Annotated in this window: 22 protein-coding genes and 1 other RNA gene; 9 read left to right on the top strand and 14 right to left on the bottom strand. The window is 62.6% G+C overall.

The window, feature by feature from the left end; genetic code table 11:
* Nucleotides 1-44: 44 nt before the first annotated feature.
* The 5 genes from P3T20_RS05630 to P3T20_RS05610 all read right to left on the bottom strand — a co-directional run bounded on the left by P3T20_RS05630 (nucleotide 45) and on the right by P3T20_RS05610 (nucleotide 2,574).
* Nucleotides 45-770: an SIMPL domain-containing protein gene (locus P3T20_RS05630; protein ID WP_429286313.1), complete on the bottom strand. Its 726-nt coding sequence runs from the start codon at nucleotides 768-770 to the stop codon at nucleotides 45-47.
* Between the two features lie 307 nt (nucleotides 771-1,077).
* Nucleotides 1,078-1,536 carry an EVE domain-containing protein gene (locus P3T20_RS05625; protein ID WP_074265503.1) on the bottom strand — a complete coding sequence of 153 codons (459 nt, stop codon included), beginning with the start codon at nucleotides 1,534-1,536 and terminating at the stop codon, nucleotides 1,078-1,080.
* An 84-nt stretch (nucleotides 1,537-1,620) separates the two neighbouring features.
* A non-coding RNA gene (gene ssrS / locus P3T20_RS05620) (6S RNA) lies at nucleotides 1,621-1,802 on the bottom strand.
* 89 nt (nucleotides 1,803-1,891) lie between these two features.
* Nucleotides 1,892-2,206, bottom strand: coding sequence for a cell division protein ZapA (locus P3T20_RS05615; RefSeq protein ID WP_074265502.1), 315 nt, complete (start codon nucleotides 2,204-2,206; stop codon nucleotides 1,892-1,894).
* The gene (locus P3T20_RS05610; protein ID WP_074265501.1) at nucleotides 2,203-2,574 is read right to left on the bottom strand and encodes an ATPase; all 372 of its coding nucleotides are present in this window, start codon (nucleotides 2,572-2,574) and stop codon (nucleotides 2,203-2,205) included. The genes P3T20_RS05615 and P3T20_RS05610 overlap by 4 nt, the downstream gene beginning before the upstream one ends.
* 410 nt (nucleotides 2,575-2,984) lie before the next feature.
* Here P3T20_RS05610 and P3T20_RS05605 point away from each other — a divergent pair, with 410 nt between their 5' ends.
* The 3 genes from P3T20_RS05605 to P3T20_RS05595 all read left to right on the top strand — a co-directional run bounded on the left by P3T20_RS05605 (nucleotide 2,985) and on the right by P3T20_RS05595 (nucleotide 5,571).
* Nucleotides 2,985-4,028 carry a FecCD family ABC transporter permease gene (locus P3T20_RS05605; protein ID WP_429286312.1) on the top strand — a complete coding sequence of 348 codons (1,044 nt, stop codon included), beginning with the start codon at nucleotides 2,985-2,987 and terminating at the stop codon, nucleotides 4,026-4,028.
* Nucleotides 4,025-4,873 carry an ABC transporter ATP-binding protein gene (locus P3T20_RS05600; protein ID WP_429286311.1) on the top strand — a complete coding sequence of 283 codons (849 nt, stop codon included), beginning with the start codon at nucleotides 4,025-4,027 and terminating at the stop codon, nucleotides 4,871-4,873. The genes P3T20_RS05605 and P3T20_RS05600 overlap by 4 nt, the downstream gene beginning before the upstream one ends.
* Before the next feature lie 281 nt (nucleotides 4,874-5,154).
* Entirely contained in the window at nucleotides 5,155-5,571 is a 417-nt protein-coding gene (locus P3T20_RS05595) for a DoxX family protein (RefSeq protein WP_429286310.1), read from the top strand.
* A 182-nt stretch (nucleotides 5,572-5,753) separates the two neighbouring features.
* On the opposite strand, the gene P3T20_RS05590 is transcribed toward P3T20_RS05595, so the two are convergent.
* From P3T20_RS05590 to P3T20_RS05580, 3 genes are all read right to left on the bottom strand, one after another.
* Nucleotides 5,754-6,176 (bottom strand): type II toxin-antitoxin system VapC family toxin, encoded by a 423-nt coding sequence (locus tag P3T20_RS05590; protein ID WP_429286309.1) that lies wholly within the window; start codon nucleotides 6,174-6,176, stop codon nucleotides 5,754-5,756.
* Nucleotides 6,176-6,421: an AbrB/MazE/SpoVT family DNA-binding domain-containing protein gene (locus P3T20_RS05585; RefSeq protein ID WP_074265496.1), complete on the bottom strand. Its 246-nt coding sequence runs from the start codon at nucleotides 6,419-6,421 to the stop codon at nucleotides 6,176-6,178. Before P3T20_RS05585 ends, P3T20_RS05590 begins: the two co-directional genes overlap by 1 nt.
* Before the next feature lie 144 nt (nucleotides 6,422-6,565).
* Nucleotides 6,566-6,985 (bottom strand): PaaI family thioesterase, encoded by a 420-nt coding sequence (locus P3T20_RS05580; RefSeq protein ID WP_429286308.1) that lies wholly within the window; start codon nucleotides 6,983-6,985, stop codon nucleotides 6,566-6,568.
* A 167-nt stretch (nucleotides 6,986-7,152) separates the two neighbouring features.
* Between P3T20_RS05580 and P3T20_RS05575 the strand changes: the two genes are divergently transcribed.
* Nucleotides 7,153-7,791 carry an AAA family ATPase gene (locus P3T20_RS05575; RefSeq protein WP_429286307.1) on the top strand — a complete coding sequence of 213 codons (639 nt, stop codon included), beginning with the start codon at nucleotides 7,153-7,155 and terminating at the stop codon, nucleotides 7,789-7,791.
* Nucleotides 7,792-7,807: 16 nt separating this feature from the next.
* On the opposite strand, the gene panD is transcribed toward P3T20_RS05575, so the two are convergent.
* From panD to P3T20_RS05555, 4 genes are all read right to left on the bottom strand, one after another.
* Nucleotides 7,808-8,194 carry an aspartate 1-decarboxylase gene (panD, locus tag P3T20_RS05570; protein ID WP_074265493.1) on the bottom strand — a complete coding sequence of 129 codons (387 nt, stop codon included), beginning with the start codon at nucleotides 8,192-8,194 and terminating at the stop codon, nucleotides 7,808-7,810.
* Between the two features lie 38 nt (nucleotides 8,195-8,232).
* A complete protein-coding gene (panC, locus tag P3T20_RS05565) occupies nucleotides 8,233-9,066 on the bottom strand; it encodes a pantoate--beta-alanine ligase (protein ID WP_429286306.1) in 834 nt (277 codons plus the stop codon).
* A 192-nt stretch (nucleotides 9,067-9,258) separates the two neighbouring features.
* Nucleotides 9,259-10,134, bottom strand: coding sequence for a segregation and condensation protein A (locus P3T20_RS05560; protein ID WP_074265492.1), 876 nt, complete (start codon nucleotides 10,132-10,134; stop codon nucleotides 9,259-9,261).
* Between the two features lie 2 nt (nucleotides 10,135-10,136).
* Nucleotides 10,137-10,322 (bottom strand): DUF3460 family protein, encoded by a 186-nt coding sequence (locus P3T20_RS05555; protein ID WP_074265491.1) that lies wholly within the window; start codon nucleotides 10,320-10,322, stop codon nucleotides 10,137-10,139.
* 307 nt (nucleotides 10,323-10,629) lie between these two features.
* Here P3T20_RS05555 and P3T20_RS05550 point away from each other — a divergent pair, with 307 nt between their 5' ends.
* Both P3T20_RS05550 and P3T20_RS05545 read left to right on the top strand, forming a co-directional pair.
* Nucleotides 10,630-12,462, top strand: coding sequence for an autotransporter assembly complex protein TamA (locus tag P3T20_RS05550; RefSeq protein ID WP_429286305.1), 1,833 nt, complete (start codon nucleotides 10,630-10,632; stop codon nucleotides 12,460-12,462).
* Nucleotides 12,463-12,522: 60 nt separating this feature from the next.
* Nucleotides 12,523-16,788, top strand: coding sequence for a translocation/assembly module TamB domain-containing protein (locus tag P3T20_RS05545; protein WP_429286304.1), 4,266 nt, complete (start codon nucleotides 12,523-12,525; stop codon nucleotides 16,786-16,788).
* Nucleotides 16,789-16,896: 108 nt separating this feature from the next.
* On the opposite strand, the gene metG is transcribed toward P3T20_RS05545, so the two are convergent.
* Both metG and P3T20_RS05535 read right to left on the bottom strand, forming a co-directional pair.
* Nucleotides 16,897-19,050 (bottom strand): methionine--tRNA ligase, encoded by a 2,154-nt coding sequence (gene metG / locus P3T20_RS05540; RefSeq protein WP_429286303.1) that lies wholly within the window; start codon nucleotides 19,048-19,050, stop codon nucleotides 16,897-16,899.
* A 354-nt stretch (nucleotides 19,051-19,404) separates the two neighbouring features.
* A complete protein-coding gene (locus P3T20_RS05535) occupies nucleotides 19,405-20,055 on the bottom strand; it encodes an OmpA family protein (RefSeq protein WP_074265486.1) in 651 nt (216 codons plus the stop codon).
* A gap of 279 nt (nucleotides 20,056-20,334) precedes the next feature.
* Between P3T20_RS05535 and apbC the strand changes: the two genes are divergently transcribed.
* The 3 genes from apbC (at nucleotide 20,335) to dcd (ending at nucleotide 22,898) form a co-directional block, all read left to right on the top strand.
* On the top strand, nucleotides 20,335-21,423 hold the full coding sequence (gene apbC / locus P3T20_RS05530; protein ID WP_074265485.1) for an iron-sulfur cluster carrier protein ApbC: 1,089 nt from the start codon (nucleotides 20,335-20,337) through the stop codon (nucleotides 21,421-21,423).
* A gap of 119 nt (nucleotides 21,424-21,542) precedes the next feature.
* The gene (locus P3T20_RS05525) at nucleotides 21,543-22,076 is read left to right on the top strand and encodes a superoxide dismutase family protein (RefSeq protein WP_074265484.1); all 534 of its coding nucleotides are present in this window, start codon (nucleotides 21,543-21,545) and stop codon (nucleotides 22,074-22,076) included.
* 252 nt (nucleotides 22,077-22,328) lie between these two features.
* A complete protein-coding gene (dcd, locus tag P3T20_RS05520; protein ID WP_012432068.1) occupies nucleotides 22,329-22,898 on the top strand; it encodes a dCTP deaminase in 570 nt (189 codons plus the stop codon).
* Nucleotides 22,899-22,981 lie beyond the last annotated feature (83 nt).

The raw sequence follows: 22,981 nt of genomic DNA, 5'->3' as shown, positions 1-22,981 counted from the left end.
ACGGCATGCCGTGGCGTTTTGTTTTACTGCGGCCTACAAGTGGGTTACTTCATCTGCACCGAACCCGACACATTCACGCTCACGGTCGACGTACCCGCTTCGAGCGGCAGCGGCGCAGCTGCTTTGGCATCAGCGCCCATGACGCGCGCGCTCATCATCATCATGGGACGCGGCATCACGCCGTTATGCCCGACGGTGACCTCGCGGATCGAATAGCTGCTATAGCCGAATGCCTGAGCACCGGCACTGGCCTGCTGCCGAAACGAGGCGATCGCTTCGCCGGTGAGCTTCTGTTCGGCGGCGCGCTGCGCTTCTGGCGAGAGCGAGAACTGCACGTTACCGACCTGCATGTTAGATGCCATCTGCCCGGCGAGCTTCGAGGCCGCGGCAAAATCATGCGACTCCAGCACGACTTCCGTGCGGCCACGCCATGCGGAGATGCGTCCGTCGCGATCGGTTGACGGAGAAATCGCAAACGATCCGGTGCGCGCGGTGACACCGCTCACGCCCTTGGCCTGACGCAGTGCTGCATCGGCACGCTGGTTCAGCGTGCTGGTGAGCGCGGACGGGTCGCTTGCTTCCTGTTCGTAAAAGAGCGTGATGTCCACGACATCCTGCGGGACTTCGGCACTGGCTTGCGCATTCAGTGACAGCACGCCCGACGGCTCCGCCTGCGTGACGGTTTGTGCGTGGACCGCGGCGGATGCGAACGCGAGGGGAGTGGCGAGAGCCATGGCAAGTGCGATGGCTCGTGCGTTTTTTTGCGTCATTTGTATTGGACTCCTTGCTTGAGCGGTTATGCGCGATGACTCGTGCTTGAGTTCGTGCGATGACCTGCAAGAGGCCACGCACGACTAGCGCTGCGTGCCAGTAGCGGGATTGATCGTTCTACCCGATGGCATGACGCTTGCGAGCCAGTTAGGCGCACACACGGCTGTCTTGGTTCCCCAACTTGACAATTGCCTTGCTGCGACCCACGGTCACACGAGCAACTGCGATCGCATTTGCGTCTTCAGACACGCCACGCAAGTACTGCGCAAACTCGCTGCACAACAAGCATGAACAGCTGCAGCCACTTCAAACAAGCCGCTTTGTGATGAAGCGCCACTCGGCCTCGGTGACCGGCGTGATCGACAGACGGTTGCCTCTGGCGAGCACACGCATGTCGGCGAGTTCAGCATGCTCGCGCAACGCAGCCAGCGGAATCAGCGGCACTTTCTTTTTGAATACGACGTCGACGAGCACCCAGCGGGGTGTCTCAGGCGTCGATTTGGGATCGTAGTACGGGCTCTTCGCATCGAACTGCGTGGGATCGGGATAGGGCGTCGACGACACCTCTGCAATCCCGGCGATGCCCGGCTCGGGACAACTCGAGTGATAGAACAGCACACCGTCGCCGATCTTCATCACGTCGCGCATGAAGTTACGTGCCTGATAGTTGCGCACGCCGGTCCACGGCAACGTGTGATGCGGCGCGTGGGCGAGGTGGTCGATGCTTGCTTCGTCCGGTTCGGACTTCATTAGCCAGTAGCGCATGAATCGAATGGAAGGTTGAATTGAGCGTTAAATTGGGCACCAAAAAGAAAAACGGCACCGGACCCATGTCCGATGCCGTTTGATAAGGTCCCCGCCTTAGCCGCTAGGCCGGCATCCTGAACCGGGAGTTCAGAATTGGTCGCAGTTAGCAGCACTTCGGGTACATCAGACAGAGTGACGCGCACACCCGTGCTGCAAATTTCCACAACCGTGCACATGGCATTGGTTCAAGGAATATATGACCTTGGCGAACCAGGCAGGGAAGCTAAACAGATTGAACTCAGACGTTTGCTGATCCTTGATCACGCACTTCGTCTGGATTCTGAATTTGACCGTACGACTACTTTAGACCTTTTTACTGCACGCTGTACTGCTGAATCACAGTACCTAGCTGTTCGTTCATCTGGTGCATTGTACGCCGGATTTCCTCTGCGGGAAATGCTTCTCCATGGCGCACGCTCGATTGCAGCTTAAGCAGTTCCGATGCCAGCGAGAGCGCAGCCATGACCGCGATGCGATCGATGCCGCGCACGTTGCTGTGCGAGCGGATCTTCGACATCTCTGCGTCGACGCGTGCCACGGCTTCCAGCAGTGCAGCTTCGGTTTCCGGCGAGCAGGCGAGACGATACGGCTGGCCGAGAATCGATACTTCGATCTGCTTGGTGGTCATGCGTTTTCTCCGTGGCGGGTGACGGCGCTACCGGCTTCTTCTTCGTGATGCGCATTGAGTTCGAGCTCGGGCGCGAGAAGATCGAGCTGATTGTCCGGCTCGTTTTGAGCGCGTGCACGCGGCAATTTTTCGAGGATCGCGTTCAGGCGCACCTGGGCGTCGTCGATCTTCGCTGACAGCGCATCGCGCTCCGCTTGCAGTGCGTCGCGTTCTTCGCGCATCTGCGCAAGTTCTGCACGTGTTGCATCGGCTTCGGCGCGCACCTGGGCGAGCTGGGTTTCGAGCGCCTGACGCGCTTCGTTGTGGCGCTGACTGATCGCAATCAGTCTGCCGATATTCTGTGAAAGTGTTTCGAGTTCGGTGAGCATGTGCTGCGTCCTCTAAAGACATCGCATTTTAGCGCGGAATGTCGCAGGTTCCGACAATTGTCTCGTTTCGAGACGTAACAGCATCGCTTTGTGCAGACTTCGCTGGCGGAATCGGCCTGAACGTCCCTCCGAACCAAAAATTCATCCGTCTGTCATCGCACCAAAAGCAGCCTGCTTGACCTTTCTTGACGCGTTCTGCGGGCGCTCCTAAACTTGCGGCACTTCAGTGCCTGCGGGCAATGCGCAGGCAATTTTGTCCGGTGCATGCTGATCAATCGGAAACGGGGACGACGCCCGCCACCCAGGATTATGAGCCGGCCTACATCTGCAACATCCCGCGTCGCAACGTGTGTCCCGCGCCCTGCTCGCAACAGCTATGACGTTGTGTCCGCGGCCGTGGGGCTGCGCGGATGAACCGAATCTTCGCACGCACGATGCCGGTCATGCACGCGAGACGTGCTGCAGCCATCTGGTGTGTGCTCGCCATTCTGGCGCTCGCTGTGCTGTTGGCGTCGCTTGCGCTCGGCAGCGTCCCGCTCACGCCCGCCCGGGTGTTTGCTGCGTTGATGCCGCTCCCTTCTCACTCCGGCGCACCTGCCGGTCTCGCAGCAGAAATCGTGCGCTCGCTGCGTTTGCCGCGAGCGTTAGCCGGTTTCGCATGCGGCGCATTGCTTGCCGTCGCCGGTGCCTTGCTGCAAGTGTTATTGCGCAATCCGCTCGCTGAGCCGTATGTGCTCGGCGTATCCGGCGGTGCCGCGAGCTTTGCGCTGTTCGCGATGATGGCCGGCTGCGCGTGGTGGCTCGTCGATGCGAGCGCGTTTGCCGGGGCGTTCGTCTCGATCCTGCTGGTGCTCGGTCTGGCGCGCCGCGAATTGTGGCGTGGCGAACCGCAGGATACGTCGCCGCGTCTGCTATTGACGGGTGCCGTGATTGCAGCGGGGTGGGGCGCGCTGATCACGTTACTGCTGACCCTCGCACCGGATAACCGCCTGCGCGGAATGCTGTTCTGGCTCACCGGCGATCTGAACGGTGGTGGCTTGCCCTGGATCGCACTCGCGGCGCTGGCGGTTGTGCTGGCGGCCATTCTTCCTGCTGCGCCGCAACTCAACGTGCTGTTGCGCGGCGATGCGGCTGCGCAGGCATTGGGCGTCCCTGTGATGCGCCTGCGTCTGCGTGTCTACCTGGTGGCGTCGCTCGCAGCCGCTGCTGCTGTGACGACTGGCGGGACGATCGGCTTCGTGGGCCTGGTTGTGCCGCATACGTTGCGACTCGCGTTCGGCAACGATCAACGCATGCTGTTGCCCGCTGCCGCGCTTGGCGGCGGTGTGGCCGTGATGGGCGCGGATCTCGTTGCGCGTACGGTGATTGCACCCGCTCAATTGCCGGTGGGGGTGATCACGGCGCTGATCGGTGTGCCGGTGTTTCTCTGGATGCTCTTGCGCAGGCCGCGATGAGAATACATACAACACCGCCAGCGGCTTCCACTGGATCGACCCTGAGCGCGCAACAGGTGACGTTGCGCGCCGGCGAGCGCACGCTGCTCGATCGCTTCACGCATACGTTCTATCCGGGCGAAGTCTGGTGCATCGCTGGACCGAACGGTGCCGGCAAGACCACCTTGATCTCGACGCTGGCCGGTCTGTCGCAGCCGGCAGCAGGCCACGTTGAGCTGGACGGTTTGCGCGTCGCAGCGTGGCCGCCTGTGTCGCTCGCGCGGCGTCGTGCGTTGATGCCGCAAAGTGCGCACGACGCGTTCAGCGCCAGCGTGCTCGAGATCGTGATGCTCAACCGCTTTCCGCACCTCGCAGGCTGGGGATGGGAGCGTCCGGGCGATCGCGCGGCGGCGCATGCCGCGCTCGACCTGCTGGGACTCACGGACTTCGCATCGCGCGACGTGCTGTCGCTCTCCGGCGGCGAACGCCAGCGCGTGGCACTGGCCGCCGTGCTGTGCCAGGATGCGCCGCTGTTGCTGCTCGATGAACCGTTGTCGCATCTCGACCTGCATCACCAGATCGACTGCCTCGAGGCGTTGACCGCCTGGGCAACGGAGCGCAAGCGCACGGTAGTGTTTTCATGTCACGACCTGAACCTTGCGCGGCGCTTCGCGACACACGGGTTACTGCTGGATGGCGTGGGCGGAGCATTCGCCGGCCCGGTGCGCGACGTGTTGACACCGGCGCTGGCGAGCCGCGCGTTCGGCTATCCCCTGATCCTGTTGCAGGACGGCGGCCATGAGGCGCTGATTCCTGCGCCGCGCGCGCACGACGCGCAGCAGGGCACCGCTGGTCCGGCGGGGTGAAGGACGAGCCCCGGTCTTCTCCGTCCCCCACCGTCTGGCAATGCTGCGTTGCGTAGCCCGCGCTTTATGCAGTAGTACTGCGAGTCTGCTCACTGCGCACCCGCTGCCGGTCTGCGCAAGCGCGCTACCTCCAGAAAGCGGCCAGTTCGCCTGAGACTATTAACTCCTGTGCGGAAATAATCTAAGTCTGAATCGCAGTTTTTCTCACTCCACGGTTCGAATACAGTCCGGTCTATCGATGGCGCGCGTGCGCCGTCCCACTCAACTGACAAGGACTCTTGATGAACTCGAACCGTTCAGCCGATTTCGCTGCCACGCTCCTGCGTGTTGCTCTCGGCGTCTTGTATCTCGCGCACAGCCTGCAGAAGATTTTCGTCTTCACGTTGCCTGGCACCGCGCATTTTTTCGAATCGCTTGGTTTGCCGGGCTGGCTCGGCTATGTCACGGCGTTCGTCGAACTGGCAGGCGGCATCGCCTTGCTGCTTGGCGTGCAGGTTCGCTGGGTTGCGCTGGTGCTGCTGCCGTTCATGCTCGGCGCGATGTCCGCTCACCTGCATAACGGCTGGGGTTTCGCGTCGCCGAACGGCGGCTGGGAATATCCGGCCTTCTGGGCAGTGACGCTGGTGGTGCAGTCGCTGCTTGGCGGCGGCGTGGGCGCACTTGCCGGAGCGAAGGTGCCGCGGGCGGTGACGGCTTGAGGGGCCACGTACGAGTTAACTGGTCTCGTACGGGCAGTGTTGTCGAACAAATATGGCGGTTGGTCTATCGCGCGTCAAAGGCAAATTCGAGCCGCCAGCAAACCCGCTTTGGCAGACGCCGGAGCGGGTTTTTACTTTTTCGCTGACCAATATTGCCGAGTGCCACTTGCCGCACACAGCGCTCAAAATGCCAAGGGCTTGATCTTCATCCGCTTGGCATTGCGCGCCAGGACGTCATCGAGTGTCGCCAAACTGTTGGCGTTGGCATCGAGAGCGGCCGCGAGATGCAGCGCATCCCCTGCACGGAGGCCTGTTGTAGCATCCAGGGTCAGCTCGGCAGCGCGATGGAAGGTTGACGGCTCCACGGGTAGTAGTTGCAGATCGCTGGCGCAAAGACGTTCGAACGTTTGCCACGCGAGCATGCCTTGTTCTGCCGATATCTGTTTCGTTCTTTGCTTGATGCCCAAGGCGCTGGCAAATTCGGTCACGCACCATGTCGCGGATCCTAGTTCTTCGGAGCAGACCGCATACCACTGTGCCACGGCGGGGCTCATCGCCTCTTTGACGCACAGTGCGACAAGCACGCTCGTATCGACATACACCATCAGTAGCGCGCTCCGCGCCGAAGCTCTTCCATTACCGATTCCGTCATCGGCATCGACTCGCGCGTCTTTTCCAGTTCCAGCGCAAAAGCGCGACGATCCCATTTTGCGGCGTGAATACTGATGCCGCCATCGACCGTCAGGTTCACCTGAACCTGGTCGCCCTCCCGGATGCCGATATGGCGCACGTAGTCCGCGGGAATACGAAGCGCAAGGCTATTACCCCATTTTGCCACCTGCAAGTTCATCGAAGCCTCACGTATCTACATAATGGTAGATACATTATATCGCGCCAATCTATATCTGCAAGGTCGACTGTTGCTCTTTACCGTTTTGTCGGAACAGTGTGACCAGCGGGAGCAAAGCTGCGTCCACCATTCCGCGCGCTCACCTCACACCAGCACCATCTGCGTACACCGGAACAGCGCAATCGTCTTGCCGTTCGGATCGGACACAGTGGCATCCCATACCTGCGTTGTCCGTCCCAGATGCACGCCCCTGGCGACCGCCCGGATCGTCCCGTCGACGCAGGTGCCGAGGAAGTTGCTCTTCAACTCGATCGTGGTGAAACTGCGCGCCGTCTCCGGCAGATGGGCAATACACGCATAGCCACAGGCCGTGTCAGCCAGGCCGATCACGCTTGCCGCATGCAGAAAGCCGTTCGGCGCCAGCAACTCGCGCCGCACGGTCAATTCGGCCGTGAGCGAACCTTCCTCGAGCGCGATCACCCGCACTCCCAGCATATCGGGCAAGCTGCCCCGCTGACGCTCCATCAGGCTCTCGACCGTGCAACCTGCGCGCAATTTGCTCATCGTATTCGCTCCTTTTTTGTAAGAATGGCAGCCCAAATGCCCCTTCGGGGTTTCGGTCCAACTCGATTTATCGATATTATCAACGGCTGGATCGACGGGGTCGACGCAAGATCAGACTAGAAGCGGCAATCCGGCTGGCGGCGCCAGCCATCTTCCCGGGAGTATTCATGACGGTAATCGTGGTGGCCAATCCGAAGGGCGGCGTGGGTAAGAGCACGCTCTCGACCAATCTGGCGGGCTATTTCGCCGCGGCAGGCGAGTGGGTCGCGCTGGCGGACCTGGACAAGCAGCATTCGGCCCACGCGTGGCTCGAACTGCGGCCCGCCACGCTGCCGCCCATCGAAGTCTGGGAAATCGACCAGGAGACGCCGGTCAAGCCGCCCAAAGGACTGGAGCACGCCGTGATCGATACGCCGGCGGGTTTGCACGGCAGCCGGCTCGGCATTGCGCTCGATCTGGCCGATAAGGTCATCGTGCCGCTGCAGCCGTCGCTGTTCGATATTCTCGCCACCCAGGAATTTCTCGAGCGGCTCGCCAAGGAAAAGGCCGTGAGGAAGGGGGGGATTGAAATCGGCGTGGTGGGCATGCGGGTCGACGCCCGCACGCGCTCGGCCGAGCAATTACACCGTTTTGTCGAGGGACTGGAGTTGCCCGTGCTGGGCTATCTGCGCGACACCCAGAACTACGTGCAACTTGCGGCGCACGGCCTGACGCTGTGGGATGTGGCAAAGAGCCGGGTCGAAAAGGATCTGGAGCAGTGGCAGCCGATCGTCGAATGGCTCGAACGCAAGGCTCCCAAGGCCTGATTGAAAGCGGGCCGGCTTAGGTCCAGTTCTGGGTGGGCACGTGGTCGCGGCTGCCCTTGATCTTGTTCTTGTCGTCGACGAACACCAGATCGGGCTTCCAGCCTGCCTTCAGTTCCGCTTCTTCCACCATCGCAAACGTGGCGATAATCACCAGGTCGCCCAGTTGCGCGCGCCGCGCCGCCGAACCGTTCAGCGAGATCATCCCGCTACCGCGCTCTCCCTTGATTGCGTAGGTCGAGAAACGCTCGCCGTTGTTGATGTTCCAGATATCGATGCGTTCGTTCTCGACGATATTCGCGGCTTCGAGGAGATTTTCATCAATCGCGCACGAGCCTTCGTAATGCAGCTCGCAGTGAGTCACCGCGGCGCGGTGGATCTTCGACTTCAGCATGTGACGTTGCATGACCGTTCTCTTGGGCCTTTTTCCAGGTGTTCTGTTGGTCAGATTTCGAGGTTGTCGATCAGGCGGGTGGCGCCCAGCTTGGCCGCGGCGAGCACGACGAGCGGCGCATCGATGTCCTGCGCGGTGGGCGGCAGCAGGTTCGAGCGCTTACGCACGGCGATATAGTCGGGCTGCCAGCCGCGTGCGGCCAGCGCGTCCATCGCCGCGCGCTCGATAGTCGCGAAATCCCGGTTGCCGGCCAGTACGGCATCGCGCACCCGGTTCAGTTCGGCCGCGAGCTTCGGCGCCTCGGCGCGCTCGGCGGCCTGCAGGTAGCGGTTGCGCGAGCTGAGGGCGAGGCCGTCGCTGTCGCGCACGGTTTCAGCGGCGATGATTTCCGTGGGCAGCGCGAACTGCTGGCACATCTGGCGCACGATCATCAGTTGCTGGTAATCCTTCTTGCCGAACACGGCAACGCGCGGCTGCACGCACGACATCAGCTTCATCACGACTGTGCACACGCCCTGGAAGAAGCCCGGGCGGAATTCGCCCTCGAGGATGTCGCCCAGATCGTGCGGCGGATGCACGCGGTATTCCTGCGGCTCCGGATACAGATCGCGCTCGGTCGGCGCAAACAGCACGTAGACGTTCTCGCTTTGCAGCTTCTCGATATCGGCTTCGAGCGTGCGCGGATATTTGTCGAAATCCTCGTTCGGCCCGAATTGCAGCCGGTTGACGAAAATGCTCGCTACCACCGGGTCGCCATGCTGGCGCGCCAGACGCATAAGCGACAGATGCCCTTCATGCAGGTTGCCCATCGTCGGGACGAACGCAGTGCGGTTCTGGCCGCGCAACTGGTCGCGCAATTCGTGGATCGAGCTGATGACTTTCATGGTCGGACGTGTTTTCCTCGCGCGGCGCAGGACCTGGTTTGCACGATAATGGTGCATGGGGCATCATTTCGGCGGCCAGGCTCCCGTTCCGGTGATGACGGGTTCGGAGCGCGGGATTGTAGTGGATTTGCGCGCGCTGTGCCTACGGATCGGCGCACCGAAGTGAGGCGCGACTCTAATGCGAGGCGCCGCCTATGCCGGCAGGTATGCGAGCCGCACGTAGATAGGCGCGAATGGCTCGGCCTGGGTGATTTCGATCAGCGATTCACGCGACAGCTCCAGCATGGCGATGAAGTTCACCACCACCACCGGCACGCCGCGCGTCGTGTCGAACAGCTCCGAGAACTCCATGAAGCGTGCGTTCTGCAGCCGGCGCAGGATCACGCTCATGTGCTCGCGCACTGACAGCTCTTCCCGCGAAATCCGGTGATGCTGCACGAGCTTCGCTCGTTTGATCACGTCGGCCCAGGCGGCGCGCAGATCTTCGCTATTCACGTCCGGGAAACGCGGCGTGATGCTCTGCTCGATATAGACGTCGGCGCGCAGGAAGTCGCGGCCGAGTTGCGGCAGGTGATCGATACGCTGCGCCGCGAGTTTCATCTGCTCGTACTCGAGCAGGCGCCGCACGAGTTCGGCCCGCGGATCTTCGGCTTCCTCGCCGGTATCCGCCTTCTTGACCGGCAGCAGCATGCGCGATTTGATCTCGATCAGCATCGCGGCCATCAGCAGATACTCGGACGCGAGTTCGAGATTGGTCTGCCGCAGCTGCTCGACGTAGCCCAGATACTGCGTGGTGACATCCGCCATCGGGATGTCGAGCACGTTGAAGTTCTGCTTGCGGATCAGGTACAGCAACAGATCCAGCGGACCTTCAAACGTTTCGAGAAAGACTTCGAGGGCGTCCGGCGGGATGTACAGATCGGTCGGCAGCTTGAAAAGCGGCTCGCCGTACAGGCGTGCGAACGCAATGCCGTCGACGGTATCGGGCGTCGAATCGGTCGCGGGCGCGGCGAGCGCAGCGTCGGGCTGCGCCGCTTTGGCGGCGCGGGCCTCGTCGGCGGAACTCACGCTCAGAAGTTCTGGTAGTACTGGTAGGCGGTCTGTTGCACGCGCGAGGCTTGCTGCTCGGCGCGCTCTTCGAGGTCGATCGGCTGCTTGTCCCACAGCAGCGAGCGGCCGCGGCGTTGTTCCGCCTCGAGGGTGGGCTTTTGTTCCTTCAACTGATTCAGGAACTGCGTGATGTCCGATTGATACATGGCTCAACGTCCGTATGGGGAGGTGGCGGCGGTTATTGAGACCGTCGCTCGGGTCGACGCAATTTTACAGCAAGCGTCGCCTGTGGGCGAAAACTCGCGGAACATCGGCCCGGTTGCCACGTCCAAGGCGGGCGAGCCGCAACTGCAGAGCCCATGCCAGAACAGCCGGGGAGGGCGTGGATAGGCCGCCTCCGCCAATTTCGAGATGCCCGCGAGGCGCCGCCGATGTGGTCAAATAGCGAGCTTCGGGCCGCCGCAGCGGCCGGCAAGCGGAATCTTTCATCAACAACGGCCGCGGAGGTCCTGTTTGGCGGGTTGTGCGATCGAACCGTCGCGTGTGCAACATGGCAAACCGGCTGCGCGGCGCGGTCGGCTCGCGCGCCACGCGCCGGGCGCGGCGTGGCTGTTGCGCGCATGGCTGACGCTGGGTCTGGTCTGGCTTGCGTTCGCGGCTGTCGAGGCACGCGCAGCTTACAAGGTGGATATCCAGGCCTCGCCGCGCGCGGTGCGCAAGCTGCTCGAGGAGCATCTGGATATCGCCCGCTTCGCCAAACGCGACGATGTCAGCGACGACCAGTTCGACTTTCTGGTCACCGCGACTCCGCAGCAGGTGCGCGACCTGACCGCCACCGCGGGCTATTTTTCGCCGGTGGTGCGCACCGACGTTCGTACGGTCGACGGCAAGAAGCGCGTCACGGTGAGCGTCGATCCCGGTCCGCAGACCACAATTTCTTCCGTTACGCTGTCATTCAACGGGCCGGTGCTGACCGAAGACCCGGCGCAGGAAAACGCTACCCGCTTTGCCTTTTCGCTGCATGAAGGCGACCCGTTCTCGCAGGGCGGCTGGGACGATGCCAAAAGCGCGGCGCTCCGCGCGTTGCAAGCACGCCGCTATGTGGCGGCGAAGATTACGCAGTCGCAGGCACGTATCGATCCGCGCACGCATGAGGCGAAGCTGTCCGTCACCTTCGACAGCGGTCCGACCTTCACGATGGGCAAGCTCGAAGTGGTAGGCACCGAGCGCTATCCCGCGAAGATCGTCGACAACGTGAATCCGATTTCCGTCGGCGCCATTTACGACGTGCAGCGAGTGGCTGAACTGCAGCGCCAGTTGCAGAACACGCCGTACTACGCGAGCGTCGCGATCGACGTCGGCAACGACCCGGCCAAGCCGCTCGAGACACCGGTGCGGGTGAAGGTCAGCGAATATCCCTACAACAGCATTCGCGGCGGCGTGGGTTACGCCACGGATACCGGTCCGCAGGTGCAGGGCAACTACTCGTATCTGAATACCTTCGGCGCAGCGTACCCGTTCACGGTGGGCGGCCGGATCGACCAGATCGAGCAGTTCGGCCAGATCCAGCTGTCGATGCCGCCGGGCGAGCGCGCGTGGACCAATAGCGTGCTGGCCTCGTATGGCACCACCAATGTGTCCGATACCCGCATCTACAGTATTCGCGCCGGCGTGCAAACCACCCGCACATCGCAGTACCTGGACTACGGCTACTCGCTCTTCTATTACGACGACAGGCTCGACCAGAATGCGGTCGGACCGATTACCGCCCACGCACTCGTGCCCGCATGGACCTGGACGCGCCGTAATACCGACGACCCGCTGTTTCCGCGCTCCGGCAACCTGATTCACGTCGAAGCGGGTTTCGCGGTCAAGGGCGCCCTGGCCGATCAGACTTTCGGGCGCCTCTATGCGCGTGCCCAGCAGTACTTCCCGGTCGGCAAATCCGATCTCGTCTTGATACGTGCTGAATTCGGCGGTGTGTTCACGTCGGGCAGTTCGAGCGGCATTCCGGCCTCGCTGCTGTTCCGGGCAGGCGGCTCGAACTCGGTGCGTGGGTATAGCTACGAAGGCATCGGCAATAACGTCGACGGCTCGGTGCTGCCGACCAAATATTTGATCACAGCTTCGAGCGAATACCAGCACTGGTTCACCCATGACTGGGGCGGCGCGGTGTTCTTCGACATCGGCACGGCCACCGACACATGGGGCGAAAAAGTGTTCTACCCCGGCGTGGGTTTTGGCGCGCGCTGGCGCAGTCCGGTGGGGCCAGTGAACGTCGACCTCGCGTACGGGATTCGTAACAAGGATATCCGGCCGTATCTGACGCTCGGCATCGCCTTTTGATCTTTTACTTCCAACTGCAGTGACTTTCGCTTCAGGCATTGTGATTCGCATGGCTCGAGTATGACGACGGATTCTTCCGCCAACCCTCCTCCGCAGACACCCGGTGGCACCACGCCGGATGGTTCTGAGACGCCGCCTCCCGTGCGCCGCAAGCGCCGGTTGTGGACGCTGCTCGCGTGGTTTATGGGGGTGCCGGTGGTGCTCGTGGCATTGCTGGCGGGAGCGTTATACGGCGCGGTGGCGACTGAACGCGGCACTGCCTATGCGTGGCACGCTGCAGTGAGGCTGCTGGGCGGCCGCCTCACCGGCACGCTGGACGGCGGCGCGCTGATCACGGGCTTGCGTTTGCACGGGGTGGAGTGGCGCAGTCTCGATGGCAGCGGCACGGACATCAAGGTGGACAAGGTCGATGGCCGCTGGGCGGTGAGCGGGCGGCCGTGGCGTTTTGCGGTCGACTATCTGCATGTGGGCACCATCGACGCGCGGATCGGCTCGTCCTCATCCAGCAGCAGTTCGCCGATGAGCCTGCCGAAGGACCTGCGCTTACCGATGCAGATCGAGATACGTGACGTGCGGGTCGATACGCTGCTGTTGCATCAAGGCGGGTCGACGGCTGAGTATTCGCATTTCATTTTCCATGGACGCAGCGATGGGCAGCATCACGAAGCCGCGATCGATCGGCTCGATACGCCGTTTGGTTCGGTGACGGCGGCGGCGAAGCTGGATGGCGTGCGGCCGTTTCCGTTGAGCGGCAATATTGGTTACTCGGGCAAGGTCAATGAGGAGCCGGTGCAGGTCAGCGGGCGCTTGAGCGGCACGCTCGAGACGCTGATGGCGGAACTGGATGCGAGCGGCATGAAACTCGCGGGCCATGCGCACGTGGAGGCGACGCCGTTTGCCGAGGTGCCGCTGCAGCGCGCGACGTTGACGTTCGATCACATTAACCCGCAGGCTTTCGCGCCTGGTGCGCCGTTGGCGGATCTGGCGGTGCGGGCGGATCTGCAGCCGGTTGTGGGTGAGGGCGGCGGTGGCGCAGCGGCGGCGAGTGCGGCGAGCGCGAGTGGGAGTGGTGTGGTTGCGAGCGGGAGCGTTGCCGGTCCGGTTGCAGCGAGCGCCTCGACCACCGCCGCCCCCGCGGCGAGATCTGCCGCTGGCTTTGTAGTCGCTGGTCAGGTGTCGATCGTCAACGCGAAACCGGGCGCGATCGACGAACATCTGCTGCCGCTCATCGAAGCCCATACCGACGTGCGGCTCGATGCGCACGCCCAAAGCATCTCGAATCTGAACGTGCGACTCGTCAAGAACGCGACGCTCACAGGCGCGGGCACGCTGACTGGCAAGCGTGGCCAACTCGATCTGCATGTGGCCGGTCTCGACCTGAACGCGCTCGAAGCGAGCGTGCGCTCAACCCAGCTTGCCGGGCCGATCGGCATTCGCCTGAATGACGACGTGCAGAGCATCACGCTCGACCTCGCTGATCCCAAGGCCGCGCTGCGCGCCCAGGGCAAAATCACGTTTGACCCGGCGCGCATGAGTTTTAGCGATGTGCGGATCACCTCGGGCCGCGGACGGATTGACCTCTCGGGCGCCATCAAACACGACGCCAGTTCCACATACAACCTGAAAGCACAACTGACCGATTTCGATCCGCTCGGTCTGACTTCGCAGATGCCTTCGCGTTCGCCAGCCGGCGCTGCAGCAAACGACGGCAAGGGCCGCAGCAATCCTGCCAGGGCGACACCGGCAAAAGCCCCGGTGCGTCCAGCACAAGCCCCGGTACCTCCGGCAAAGCGCTCGGCGCCTGCCGCAAAACCATCGTCGTCTCCGTCGCCGAAGATCCAGGCGCGCGTCAACGGCACCATCACGGCAGCCGGCGTGCTCGGTCCTACCTTCACGACCAAAGCTGAGATCAAACTTGGCCAGAGCGTCTACGACGACTTGCCGATGACCGGCGGCGGCACGATCCAGCTCGCAGGTTCGCGGATCCTGCCCAGCAAGCTCACGCTGTCAGTAGCAGGCAACCAGGTCGATCTGCAGGGCAGCTTCGGCGCGCCGGGCGACCGGCTGCGGTTTCGCGCGGATGCCCCGCAAATCGAGCGCCTCGGCTTCGGTCTGGCCGGGCAGGTTACCGCCAACGGCGATGTGACCGGCTCGTTTGCGCATCCGAATGTCACGCTGGACTACAAGGCCGATAGCGTCGTGTTCGGCGCGAACAAGCTCGGCCACGCGGAGGGCCACGCCGAGTTGCGCGACGGTGCGAACGGCGCGATGGTCTTTACGACCGACGCGCGTGACCTGAGCACAAACGGCGTCGAACTGTCGACGCTCAGCGCGCGCCTGAACGGCACGCGCGCGCACCATACGCTGCAAGCCCAGGCGGTCGGCACGCTGTATCAGCGGCCGCTCGACCTGACGCTGGCCGCCAACGGCCGCCTCGCCGATACATCGCAAGGCACGGCCTGGGATGGCACCGTCACGCAGTTGCAGAATCGCGGCACGCCTTCGATCAATCTCGAATCGCCGCTAACCATCAGCGCGGCGCCTAACCACGTGACGCTCGGCGCAACCCGGTTGACGCTGGAAGGCGCGGTGCTCGATCTGAAATCGTTCGCGCTGGATCACGGACGCATCCAGTCGGCCGGCTCGTTGACGGGCGTTTCGGTGGCTCGCCTGATGGCGATCCAGCAGGAGTTCACCGGCGAGCCGCCGCCGATGAAAACCGATCTGGTGTTCGACGGCGACTGGGACTTCGCGCTCGGCAACACGGCGAGCGGCCACATCCAGTTGAAGCGCCGCGGCGGCGATGTGACGGTGGAAATCGGCAACGGTCTTGCATCGATGGGTATCACCGATCTCTCGGCGCGCGTCGACTTTAGCGCCGGCAATCACCTGAACGCGACGGTGCATGCGCAGGCGAGCCGGATCGGCGTGATCGACGCCGACGCTCACACGACGCTTGCGATGAACAACGGTGCATTGAGTGTCAACGACGAGGCGCCGCTCACGGGCAACATTGACGCCAATGTGCCGTCGCTGAAGACCACCGGCGGTCTGCTTGGCCCGACTTATATGCTCGACGGCCATCTCGCGCTGAAGCTCGCGCTTGGCGGCACGGTGGCGAAGCCAAGCGTGTCGGGGTCGCTGCTGGGCGACGGCATCTCGGCCACTGCGGTCGATCAGGGCATCCAGTTGAAGGATGGAGTGATCCGCATTGCGTTGTCGCAGAATCTGGTGGACTTCCAGCAGGTTGAATTCCACGGCGCAACCGGCACGTTGCGCGCTACCGGCAAGGTGCGCCTCGACGGTTCGGAGCCCGATCTGACCGCGAGCATTGTTGCCGACAAGCTGGAACTGTTCGCGGCGCCGGACCGCAATCTGTCGCTCTCGGGCAGCGCGACCGTGGCCAACGGCGGGCACCTGGGGGCTATGAATATCAATGGCAAATTCACCGTCGATCACGCGCTTTTCGACATGCCGGAGCAGGCGGCGCCCAAGCTCGGTGATGACGTGGTGGTCGTGCGGCCTGACGGCACGGTGCCCGGCGAGGCGAAGCCGGGTGTGCTCCCCGGCAACAAGCCGGCAAGCCGCTTTGCGCCGACCGCTACCGTCGAGATCAATCTGGGCAACAAGTTCCGCTTCCGCGGTCAGGGCGCGGACCTCGGGCTGACCGGCAAGATCACTGCGCTGAGCGCGCCTGACGCGCCGCTGCGCGCAGTGGGCGACGTGCGCGTGACACAAGGCTCGACCTATACCGCTTTCGGGCGCAAGCTGAACATCGAGAACGGCTTCTTCACGTTCAACGGTCCGGTGGCCAATCCGGGCATCAACATTCTGGCGATGCGGCGCAACCAGCAGGTCGAAGCGGGCGTACAGGTGACCGGTACCGTCGACGCGCCGGTCGCCAAGCTGATCTCGGAGCCGTCCGTGCCCGACAACGAAAAGCTGTCATGGCTGTTGTTTGGCCACGGCACCGATCAGGGCAACAACCTCGGTCAGCAAAGCGCGATGACGACCGCCCTGGCGCTGCTCGGCAATACGCAAGGCAAGCGGATCGCGCAGACGTTCGGGCTCGACGAGTTTTCGATCGGCACGAGCGATGTGGGGCTGACGGATCCGCAGGTCGTGATGGTGTCGAAGGCCATCAACCAGTGGCTGGTGCTGGGATATGAGCAGGGTCTGCAGTCGGCGAGCAATGCGATCAAGGCGACGGTCAATCTGACGCGCTACTGGTCGGTGGTGGCGTACGGCGGGACGTTCCAGGGGATGAACCTGTTGTACACGCGGCGCTTCGATCGCTGGCCGTGGTTTGGCAAGTCGAAGCAGTAGGGCGATGCATGCGGGTTGCCCCAGCATGCTCGCAAAGCAAAAAAGCACGTCGGCTGACGTGCTTTTTGCTTTTCCAGTGACGGCGGTAGCGCGACCCGCGCCGCGGTCCTACTTGACCCGCATGCCCGGCTTCGCGCCGCTATGCGGTTCGAGGATGTAGAGGCCCGGTTCGGCCTTCTCGTCGGTCGCCGATGCCGCTAGCACCATCCCTTCGGACAACCCGAACTTCATCTTGCGCGGCGCAAGATTTGCCACCATCACCGTCAGCTTGCCGATCAGTTGCTCCGGCTGATAGGCCGACTTGATACCCGAAAACACGTTGCGGGTTTTCTCTTCGCCGACGTCGAGCGTCAGTTGCAACAGCTTGTCAGAACCCTCCACCGCGCGACAGTCGACGATCTTCGCGATACGCAGATCGATCTTTGCAAAGTCGTCGATCGAGATGATGCCGGAGCCGTCGTCTTCGGTGCTTGCCTTGTCGCCGGCGGCAGCAGCTTTTGCCTTGGCCTTGGTTTTGGCGTTGTCGGCGGCGACAGGCGCCGCCGAGTCCGTTGCCTGCAGCGACTCACGATTGGCCGCCAGCAGTGCTTCGATCTGCTTCGGATCGACGCGCGTCATCAGATGCTTGTACGCGTTGATCGGCCGCTCTGAGCTGAGCGGCGTGGCGGCATCGGACCACTTCAGCGGCTCGATGCCGAGGAACCCTTCGACGGCTTCCGCGAGCTTCGGCAGCACCGGCTTCAGCGCGAGCGACAGCAACCGGAACGCCTCGACGCTGACGCTGCAGGTTTCGTGCAGCGCGACCGCGTTGGCTGGATCTTTCGCCTGATCCCACGGCTTGGCTGTATCCACGTAAGCGTTGACGGCGTCGGCCAGATCCATCGTCTGACGCAGTGCGCGGTTGTACTCGCGCGCTTCGTAGTTGGCAGCGATCTGCGGGATCGCCGCGCGCAGCGTGCCGAGCAGCGGATGCTGCATCGCGCTGTCCTGCACGCGCCCGTCGAAACGCTTGATCAGGAAGCCCGCCGCGCGGCTCGCGATGTTCACGTACTTGCCGACCAGATCGCTGTTCACGCGTGCCTGGAAGTCGTCCAGATTCAGGTCGAGGTCTTCCATCGTGCTGTTCAGCTTGGCGGCGAAGTAGTAGCGCAGCCATTCCGGATTCAGGCCGGTGTCGATCACGCTCTGCGCCGTGATAAACGTGCCGCGCGACTTCGACATCTTCGCGCCGTCCACCGTCAGGAAGCCGTGCGCGAACACGTTGGTCGGCGTGCGATGGCCCGAGAACTCGAGCATGGCCGGCCAGAACAGCGTGTGGAAGTACAGGATGTCTTTGCCGATGAAGTGGTACTGCTCGGCGCTCGAGCCCTTGCGCACCCACGCGTCGAAATCGATGCCGCGCTTTTCCGCGAGGTTCTTGAAGCTCGCGTAATAGCCGACCGGCGCATCCAGCCACACATAGAAGTACTTGCCCGGCGCGCCGGGGATCTCGAAGCCGAAGTACGGCGCGTCACGGGAAATATCCCAGTCGGCCAGCTTGGCCTCGCCGGAATCGCCGAGCCATTCGCGCATCTTGTTGGTGGCTTCAGGCTGCGCCAGCCCACCCACCCAGCCGCGCAGGAAATTCTCGCAGCGCGGGTCGGAGAGGCGGAAGAAATAGTGCGTCGACGTCTTGCGGATCGGCGTGGCGCCCGAGACCACCGAGTAAGGGTTGATCAGCTCGGTGGGCTGGTAGGTCGAGCCACACACTTCGCAGTTGTCGCCGTACTGGTCTTTGGCGCCGCACTTCGGACACTCGCCCTTGATGAAGCGGTCCGGCAGGAACATTTCCTTGACGGGGTCATACGCCTGTTCGATATCGCGTGCGTCGATCAGCCCTGCGTCCTTGAGCGCCGTATAGACGGATTCGCTAAGAACCCGGTTCTCTTCCGAGTCGGTCGAATAATAATTGTCGAAGGAAATACCGAAGCTGTCGAAATCGCGCTTGTGTTCCTGCCAGACGCGGTCGATCAGCTGCTTCGGCGTGACGCCTTCCTTTTCCGCCCGCAACATGATCGGCGTGCCGTGCGTATCGTCGGCGCCCACGTAATACACCTCGTGACCGTGCATTCGCAGCGTCCGGACCCAGATGTCCGTCTGGATATATTCGACCAGATGGCCAATATGGATTTGCCCATTCGCATAGGGAAGGGCTGACGTGACGAGAATCTGTCGACGGCCGGACGGCGCGCCTGCGGGGAGACCGGTTGCGGGTGCTGACATAGGGAGTATGAGGGCTTGCGGGAGACGAAACTACGATTCTAGCAGGGCGGCCGCGGCGAGCAGACCCGCGGTGTTTTGGTGCGCCAGACCTTGAACTGAACGGCGCGCGGAACCGGCACCAAAAAAAACCGGGGCTATGGGCCCCGGAGCAACAACGACAAGAGGAGAATGGTGCCGTGGCGGCAAAGCCAGCCACGTACCGTAAAGAGAGACAGCGGATTTTCGGGAGAGTTCGAAATTTTTTTCGATTCACCTACCGGTGTTTCCGTCCCCATCACATGGTGGGATTCGCGGCGCGGCGACTGACTGCACGCCGCGCGCTGGCCCCACACCCATTCCCCGCTGTACTAGCCGTTAGCCTGCGTGTTGCGCGGTCGCGCGCAGGTAGATTTCCACGCGGCGGTTCGCAGCACGGCCCGCGTCCGTGTTGTTGTCGGCGATCGGATTGTTCTGACCCATGCCCTGTGCGGACAGGCGTTGCGGATTGATGCCGCGCTGGAGCAGGGTGTCGGCGACGCTTTGTGCACGGTTGACCGACAGGGTCTGGTTGTACTGGGGCGAACCGGTGCTGTCTGTATAACCGACCACTTGCGCGATCAGCTCCGGATTCTGCTGGAGCGTCTGCGCCAACTGGTCGATGATCGGCGTGAACGACGGCTTGAGCGCATAGCTGTTCGTATCGAACGTAACCGAGCTCGGGATGTTCAGCTTGAGCGAACCGTCCGGCTGTTCCGTGATCTGCGTGCCGGTACCCTTGGTGGCGCCCGACAGCTTGTTGTGAATGGCCTGCCAGTTGTAGCCGGTGATGCCGCCAACCGCTGCGCCGACGCCCGCACCGATTGCCGCGCCCTTGCCACCACCAAAGATCGCGCCGAGTGCCGCACCCGTACCGGCGCCCACGCCCGTACCGACGGCGGTGTTGGTGCCCTGTTGCGTGGCGCAGCCTGCCAGCAGCGAACCGGCGACTGCGAAGACTGCCAGGCGAGTCATGATTTTTGCGTTCATTTTGATTCCTCTTGATTATTAAAGCGGGTCGTCCGTCCACGATGGGCATGTTGGTCGACGCCGCGCAAACACGGTGAAGAAGGGTCTTCCGGCAACCTCCCGCGCCAGCCACTACAATGACGACTGAAGTATCTGGCGATGCGACCCTGCGGCCTGCTGCTGGCGAAGGGTGCCCGGCAAGGCTGATTTGCGCAATCCCACATAACAATTTCTTTCAATTTCCAGTCGGTGGCCGAAACTTCGATTCGGTCGCGCCGCAAGTGTTCCCATGGAGTCTCAATGAGCATTGATCGGGCATTGGTCGACGCCGCCCTCGCGACTGTCGCTGACCCCAACACCGGCCGCCCTTTCGCGGCGGCGAAAGGCCTCAAGAACACCGCTATTGATGGTGCCACGGTTAGCGTCGAAGTGATACTCGGCTATCCGGCCAAACGGCAGTTTGAAGCGATTCGCACACTGATCGGCGACGCGTTGCGCGCCGTGCCGGGTGTGGCCGAGGCACGTGTGCAGGTTTCCCAGCAGATCGCGGCGCACACCGTGCAACGCGGCGTGAAACTGTTGCCGAACGTGAAGAACATTATCGCGGTGGCGTCGGGCAAGGGTGGCGTCGGCAAAAGCACGACCGCCGTGAACCTGGCGCTGGCGCTCGAGAGCGAAGGCGCGTCTGTCGGCATTCTGGATGCGGACATCTATGGCCCGTCGTTGCCGATGATGCTCGGCATCGAAGGCCGTCCGGAATCGGTGGACGGCCAGACAATGAGCCCGATGCGCGGCCACGGCATGCAGGCCAACTCGATCGGCTTTCTGATCGAGCAGGACAACCCGATGGTCTGGCGCGGCCCGATGGCCACCTCCGCGCTCGAACAGCTGCTGCGGCAGACGAACTGGGAAGATCTGGACTACCTGATCGTCGATATGCCGCCCGGCACCGGCGACATCCAGCTCACGCTGTCGCAGCGCGTGCCGGTGACGGGCGCGGTGATCGTGACCACGCCGCAGGACATCGCGCTGCTCGACGCCAAGAAGGGCCTCAAGATGTTCGAGAAGGTCGGCATTCCGATCCTTGGAATCGTCGAGAACATGGGCATCCATATCTGCTCGAATTGCGGCCACGAAGAGCATATTTTCGGCGCCGGCGGCGGCGATCGCATGGCGAAGGAATATGGCGTCGAAGTGCTCGGCAGCCTGCCGCTCGATATAGGCATCCGCGAGCAGGCGGACTCCGGTCGCCCGACCGTGGTGGCCGATCCGGACGGCCGGATCGCTGAGATTTATCGCTCGATTGCCCGCAAGGTGGCGATCCATATCGCCGAGCGTGCCCGCGACATGACTTCGAAGTTTCCGACGATCGTGGTGCAGAACACCTGAAACTCCTTTCGGAACACGGGCGCAGGCGTTGGAGACGCCTCCGCTCGCGGTATCATGTCGACTTCATCAGGTTCGGCTCGGCGACCGCAGGGGCGGCCGGCGGTCGACAAGAGGATCGCATGGGAAAACGAATCGACGGGCAGGCGGTGCATGCGTTCATCGTCCTGGCTGCCAGCAGCCTGCTGCTATGCGGCTGCACTACATTCCTGAGACCACAGGAAAAGCGCGCCGAGGCACAACTGGTGCCGGCCGTAGGAAGCCAGACGCGCGGTCTGGTGACCTTCATTGAGCGCTCCGACGGCGTGCAGGTTACCTACAATCTTTCCGGCTTGCCTCCTGATAGCGATCATGCGCTGCAGGTGCATGAGCGCGGCGATTGCAATTCGGTGGACGGTTCGAGCGTCGGCGCGGTTTTCGCGCCGGCGGCCGAGCGGCTGAAGATGGGTGCACGGGTTGAAGGCGATCTCGGCAATATCCACGCGGATTCGAACGGTGTGGCGAGCGGCTTTATCGTGGCGCCGGACGTTTCGCTCGACGGCATCCGCTCGGTGCTGCAGCGGGCGGTGGTGGTGCATCGCGACGCTTCCGATCCTTACGCCTGGCCGCAACATGGTGCCGGCCCGCTGCTCGCTTGCGGCATCATCCGGCAGTAACGGCGGCCAGTGGTGGCTGGCGCGCGGTCATCATCAAGTCTCGCGCCGCATTTTCGACGCGTCTTCAGCATTCTGCAGAACCGGTCCGTTCTCACTCCGCTGCGCTGCAGCAATCTTATTTGCCGCAGTTGCGGCAGCAGCGCGCTGATCGCGTAAAATAAGCGCCTTTCGTCCGGCAACACGCGGCCCGGCGGGCCTTTGCCGGCTTCATCCTTATTCATCCATGCTTCATCCGTTACGCAGCGTTCAACTATGACCATCAAATCCGACAAGTGGATCCGGCGCATGGCCGCGTCGCACAACATGATCGAGCCGTTCGCGCCCGATCAGGTGCGCGTTTCCGAGGACGGCCGGAAGATCGTCAGCTATGGCACGTCGAGCTACGGCTACGACATTCGCTGCGCGGACGAATTCAAGATCTTCACGAACATCAACTCGACCATCGTCGACCCCAAGAACTTTGACGAGAAGTCGTTTGTCGATTTCAAGGGCGACGTCTGCATCATCCCGCCGAATTCGTTCGCTCTGGCGCGCACGGTGGAGTATTTCCGTATTCCGCGCAGCGTCCTGACGGTGTGTCTGGGCAAGTCGACCTATGCGCGTTGCGGGATCATCGTCAACGTGACGCCTTTTGAACCCGAGTGGGAAGGGCACGTTACGCTGGAATTCTCAAATACGACACCTTTGCCTGCGAAAATCTACGCGAACGAAGGCGTTGCCCAGGTGCTGTTTTTCGAAAGCGACGAAATTTGTGAAACGTCGTACGCGGATCGCGGCGGCAAATATCAAGGTCAGCACGGCGTGACGTTGCCCAAAACGTGACGCTCGCAGCGCACTGACCCACCCGGAAATACAGGTGACCGCTGCTCTTTACCCAGGAAAGCAGCGGTCGTTCCTTTTGGAGA

This window comes from Paraburkholderia sp. GAS206C, assembly GCF_050435645.1.
GTDB classification, from domain to species: domain Bacteria; phylum Pseudomonadota; class Gammaproteobacteria; order Burkholderiales; family Burkholderiaceae; genus Paraburkholderia; species Paraburkholderia phenazinium_B.
The sequence above is the reverse complement of the archived record's forward strand: the minus strand, read 5'-3'. Positions and strand labels throughout refer to the sequence as shown.

What these genes read in the sequence shown, in the direction of transcription:
- P3T20_RS05630 (WP_429286313.1), bottom strand. Translation starts at nt 770, where the DNA reads ATGACGCAAAAAAACGCACGAGCCATCGCACTTGCCATGGCTCTCGCC.
- P3T20_RS05625 (WP_074265503.1), bottom strand. Translation starts at nt 1,536, where the DNA reads ATGCGCTACTGGCTAATGAAGTCCGAACCGGACGAAGCAAGCATCGAC.
- P3T20_RS05615 (WP_074265502.1), bottom strand. Translation starts at nt 2,206, where the DNA reads ATGACCACCAAGCAGATCGAAGTATCGATTCTCGGCCAGCCGTATCGT.
- P3T20_RS05610 (WP_074265501.1), bottom strand. Translation starts at nt 2,574, where the DNA reads ATGCTCACCGAACTCGAAACACTTTCACAGAATATCGGCAGACTGATT.
- P3T20_RS05605 (WP_429286312.1), top strand. Translation starts at nt 2,985, where the DNA reads ATGAACCGAATCTTCGCACGCACGATGCCGGTCATGCACGCGAGACGT.
- P3T20_RS05600 (WP_429286311.1), top strand. Translation starts at nt 4,025, where the DNA reads ATGAGAATACATACAACACCGCCAGCGGCTTCCACTGGATCGACCCTG.
- P3T20_RS05595 (WP_429286310.1), top strand. Translation starts at nt 5,155, where the DNA reads ATGAACTCGAACCGTTCAGCCGATTTCGCTGCCACGCTCCTGCGTGTT.
- P3T20_RS05590 (WP_429286309.1), bottom strand. Translation starts at nt 6,176, where the DNA reads ATGGTGTATGTCGATACGAGCGTGCTTGTCGCACTGTGCGTCAAAGAG.
- P3T20_RS05585 (WP_074265496.1), bottom strand. Translation starts at nt 6,421, where the DNA reads ATGAACTTGCAGGTGGCAAAATGGGGTAATAGCCTTGCGCTTCGTATT.
- P3T20_RS05580 (WP_429286308.1), bottom strand. Translation starts at nt 6,985, where the DNA reads ATGAGCAAATTGCGCGCAGGTTGCACGGTCGAGAGCCTGATGGAGCGT.
- P3T20_RS05575 (WP_429286307.1), top strand. Translation starts at nt 7,153, where the DNA reads ATGACGGTAATCGTGGTGGCCAATCCGAAGGGCGGCGTGGGTAAGAGC.
- panD (WP_074265493.1), bottom strand. Translation starts at nt 8,194, where the DNA reads ATGCAACGTCACATGCTGAAGTCGAAGATCCACCGCGCCGCGGTGACT.
- panC (WP_429286306.1), bottom strand. Translation starts at nt 9,066, where the DNA reads ATGAAAGTCATCAGCTCGATCCACGAATTGCGCGACCAGTTGCGCGGC.
- P3T20_RS05555 (WP_074265491.1), bottom strand. Translation starts at nt 10,322, where the DNA reads ATGTATCAATCGGACATCACGCAGTTCCTGAATCAGTTGAAGGAACAA.
- P3T20_RS05545 (WP_429286304.1), top strand. Translation starts at nt 12,523, where the DNA reads ATGACGACGGATTCTTCCGCCAACCCTCCTCCGCAGACACCCGGTGGC.
- metG (WP_429286303.1), bottom strand. Translation starts at nt 19,050, where the DNA reads ATGTCAGCACCCGCAACCGGTCTCCCCGCAGGCGCGCCGTCCGGCCGT.
- P3T20_RS05535 (WP_074265486.1), bottom strand. Translation starts at nt 20,055, where the DNA reads ATGAACGCAAAAATCATGACTCGCCTGGCAGTCTTCGCAGTCGCCGGT.
- apbC (WP_074265485.1), top strand. Translation starts at nt 20,335, where the DNA reads ATGAGCATTGATCGGGCATTGGTCGACGCCGCCCTCGCGACTGTCGCT.
- P3T20_RS05525 (WP_074265484.1), top strand. Translation starts at nt 21,543, where the DNA reads ATGGGAAAACGAATCGACGGGCAGGCGGTGCATGCGTTCATCGTCCTG.
- dcd (WP_012432068.1), top strand. Translation starts at nt 22,329, where the DNA reads ATGACCATCAAATCCGACAAGTGGATCCGGCGCATGGCCGCGTCGCAC.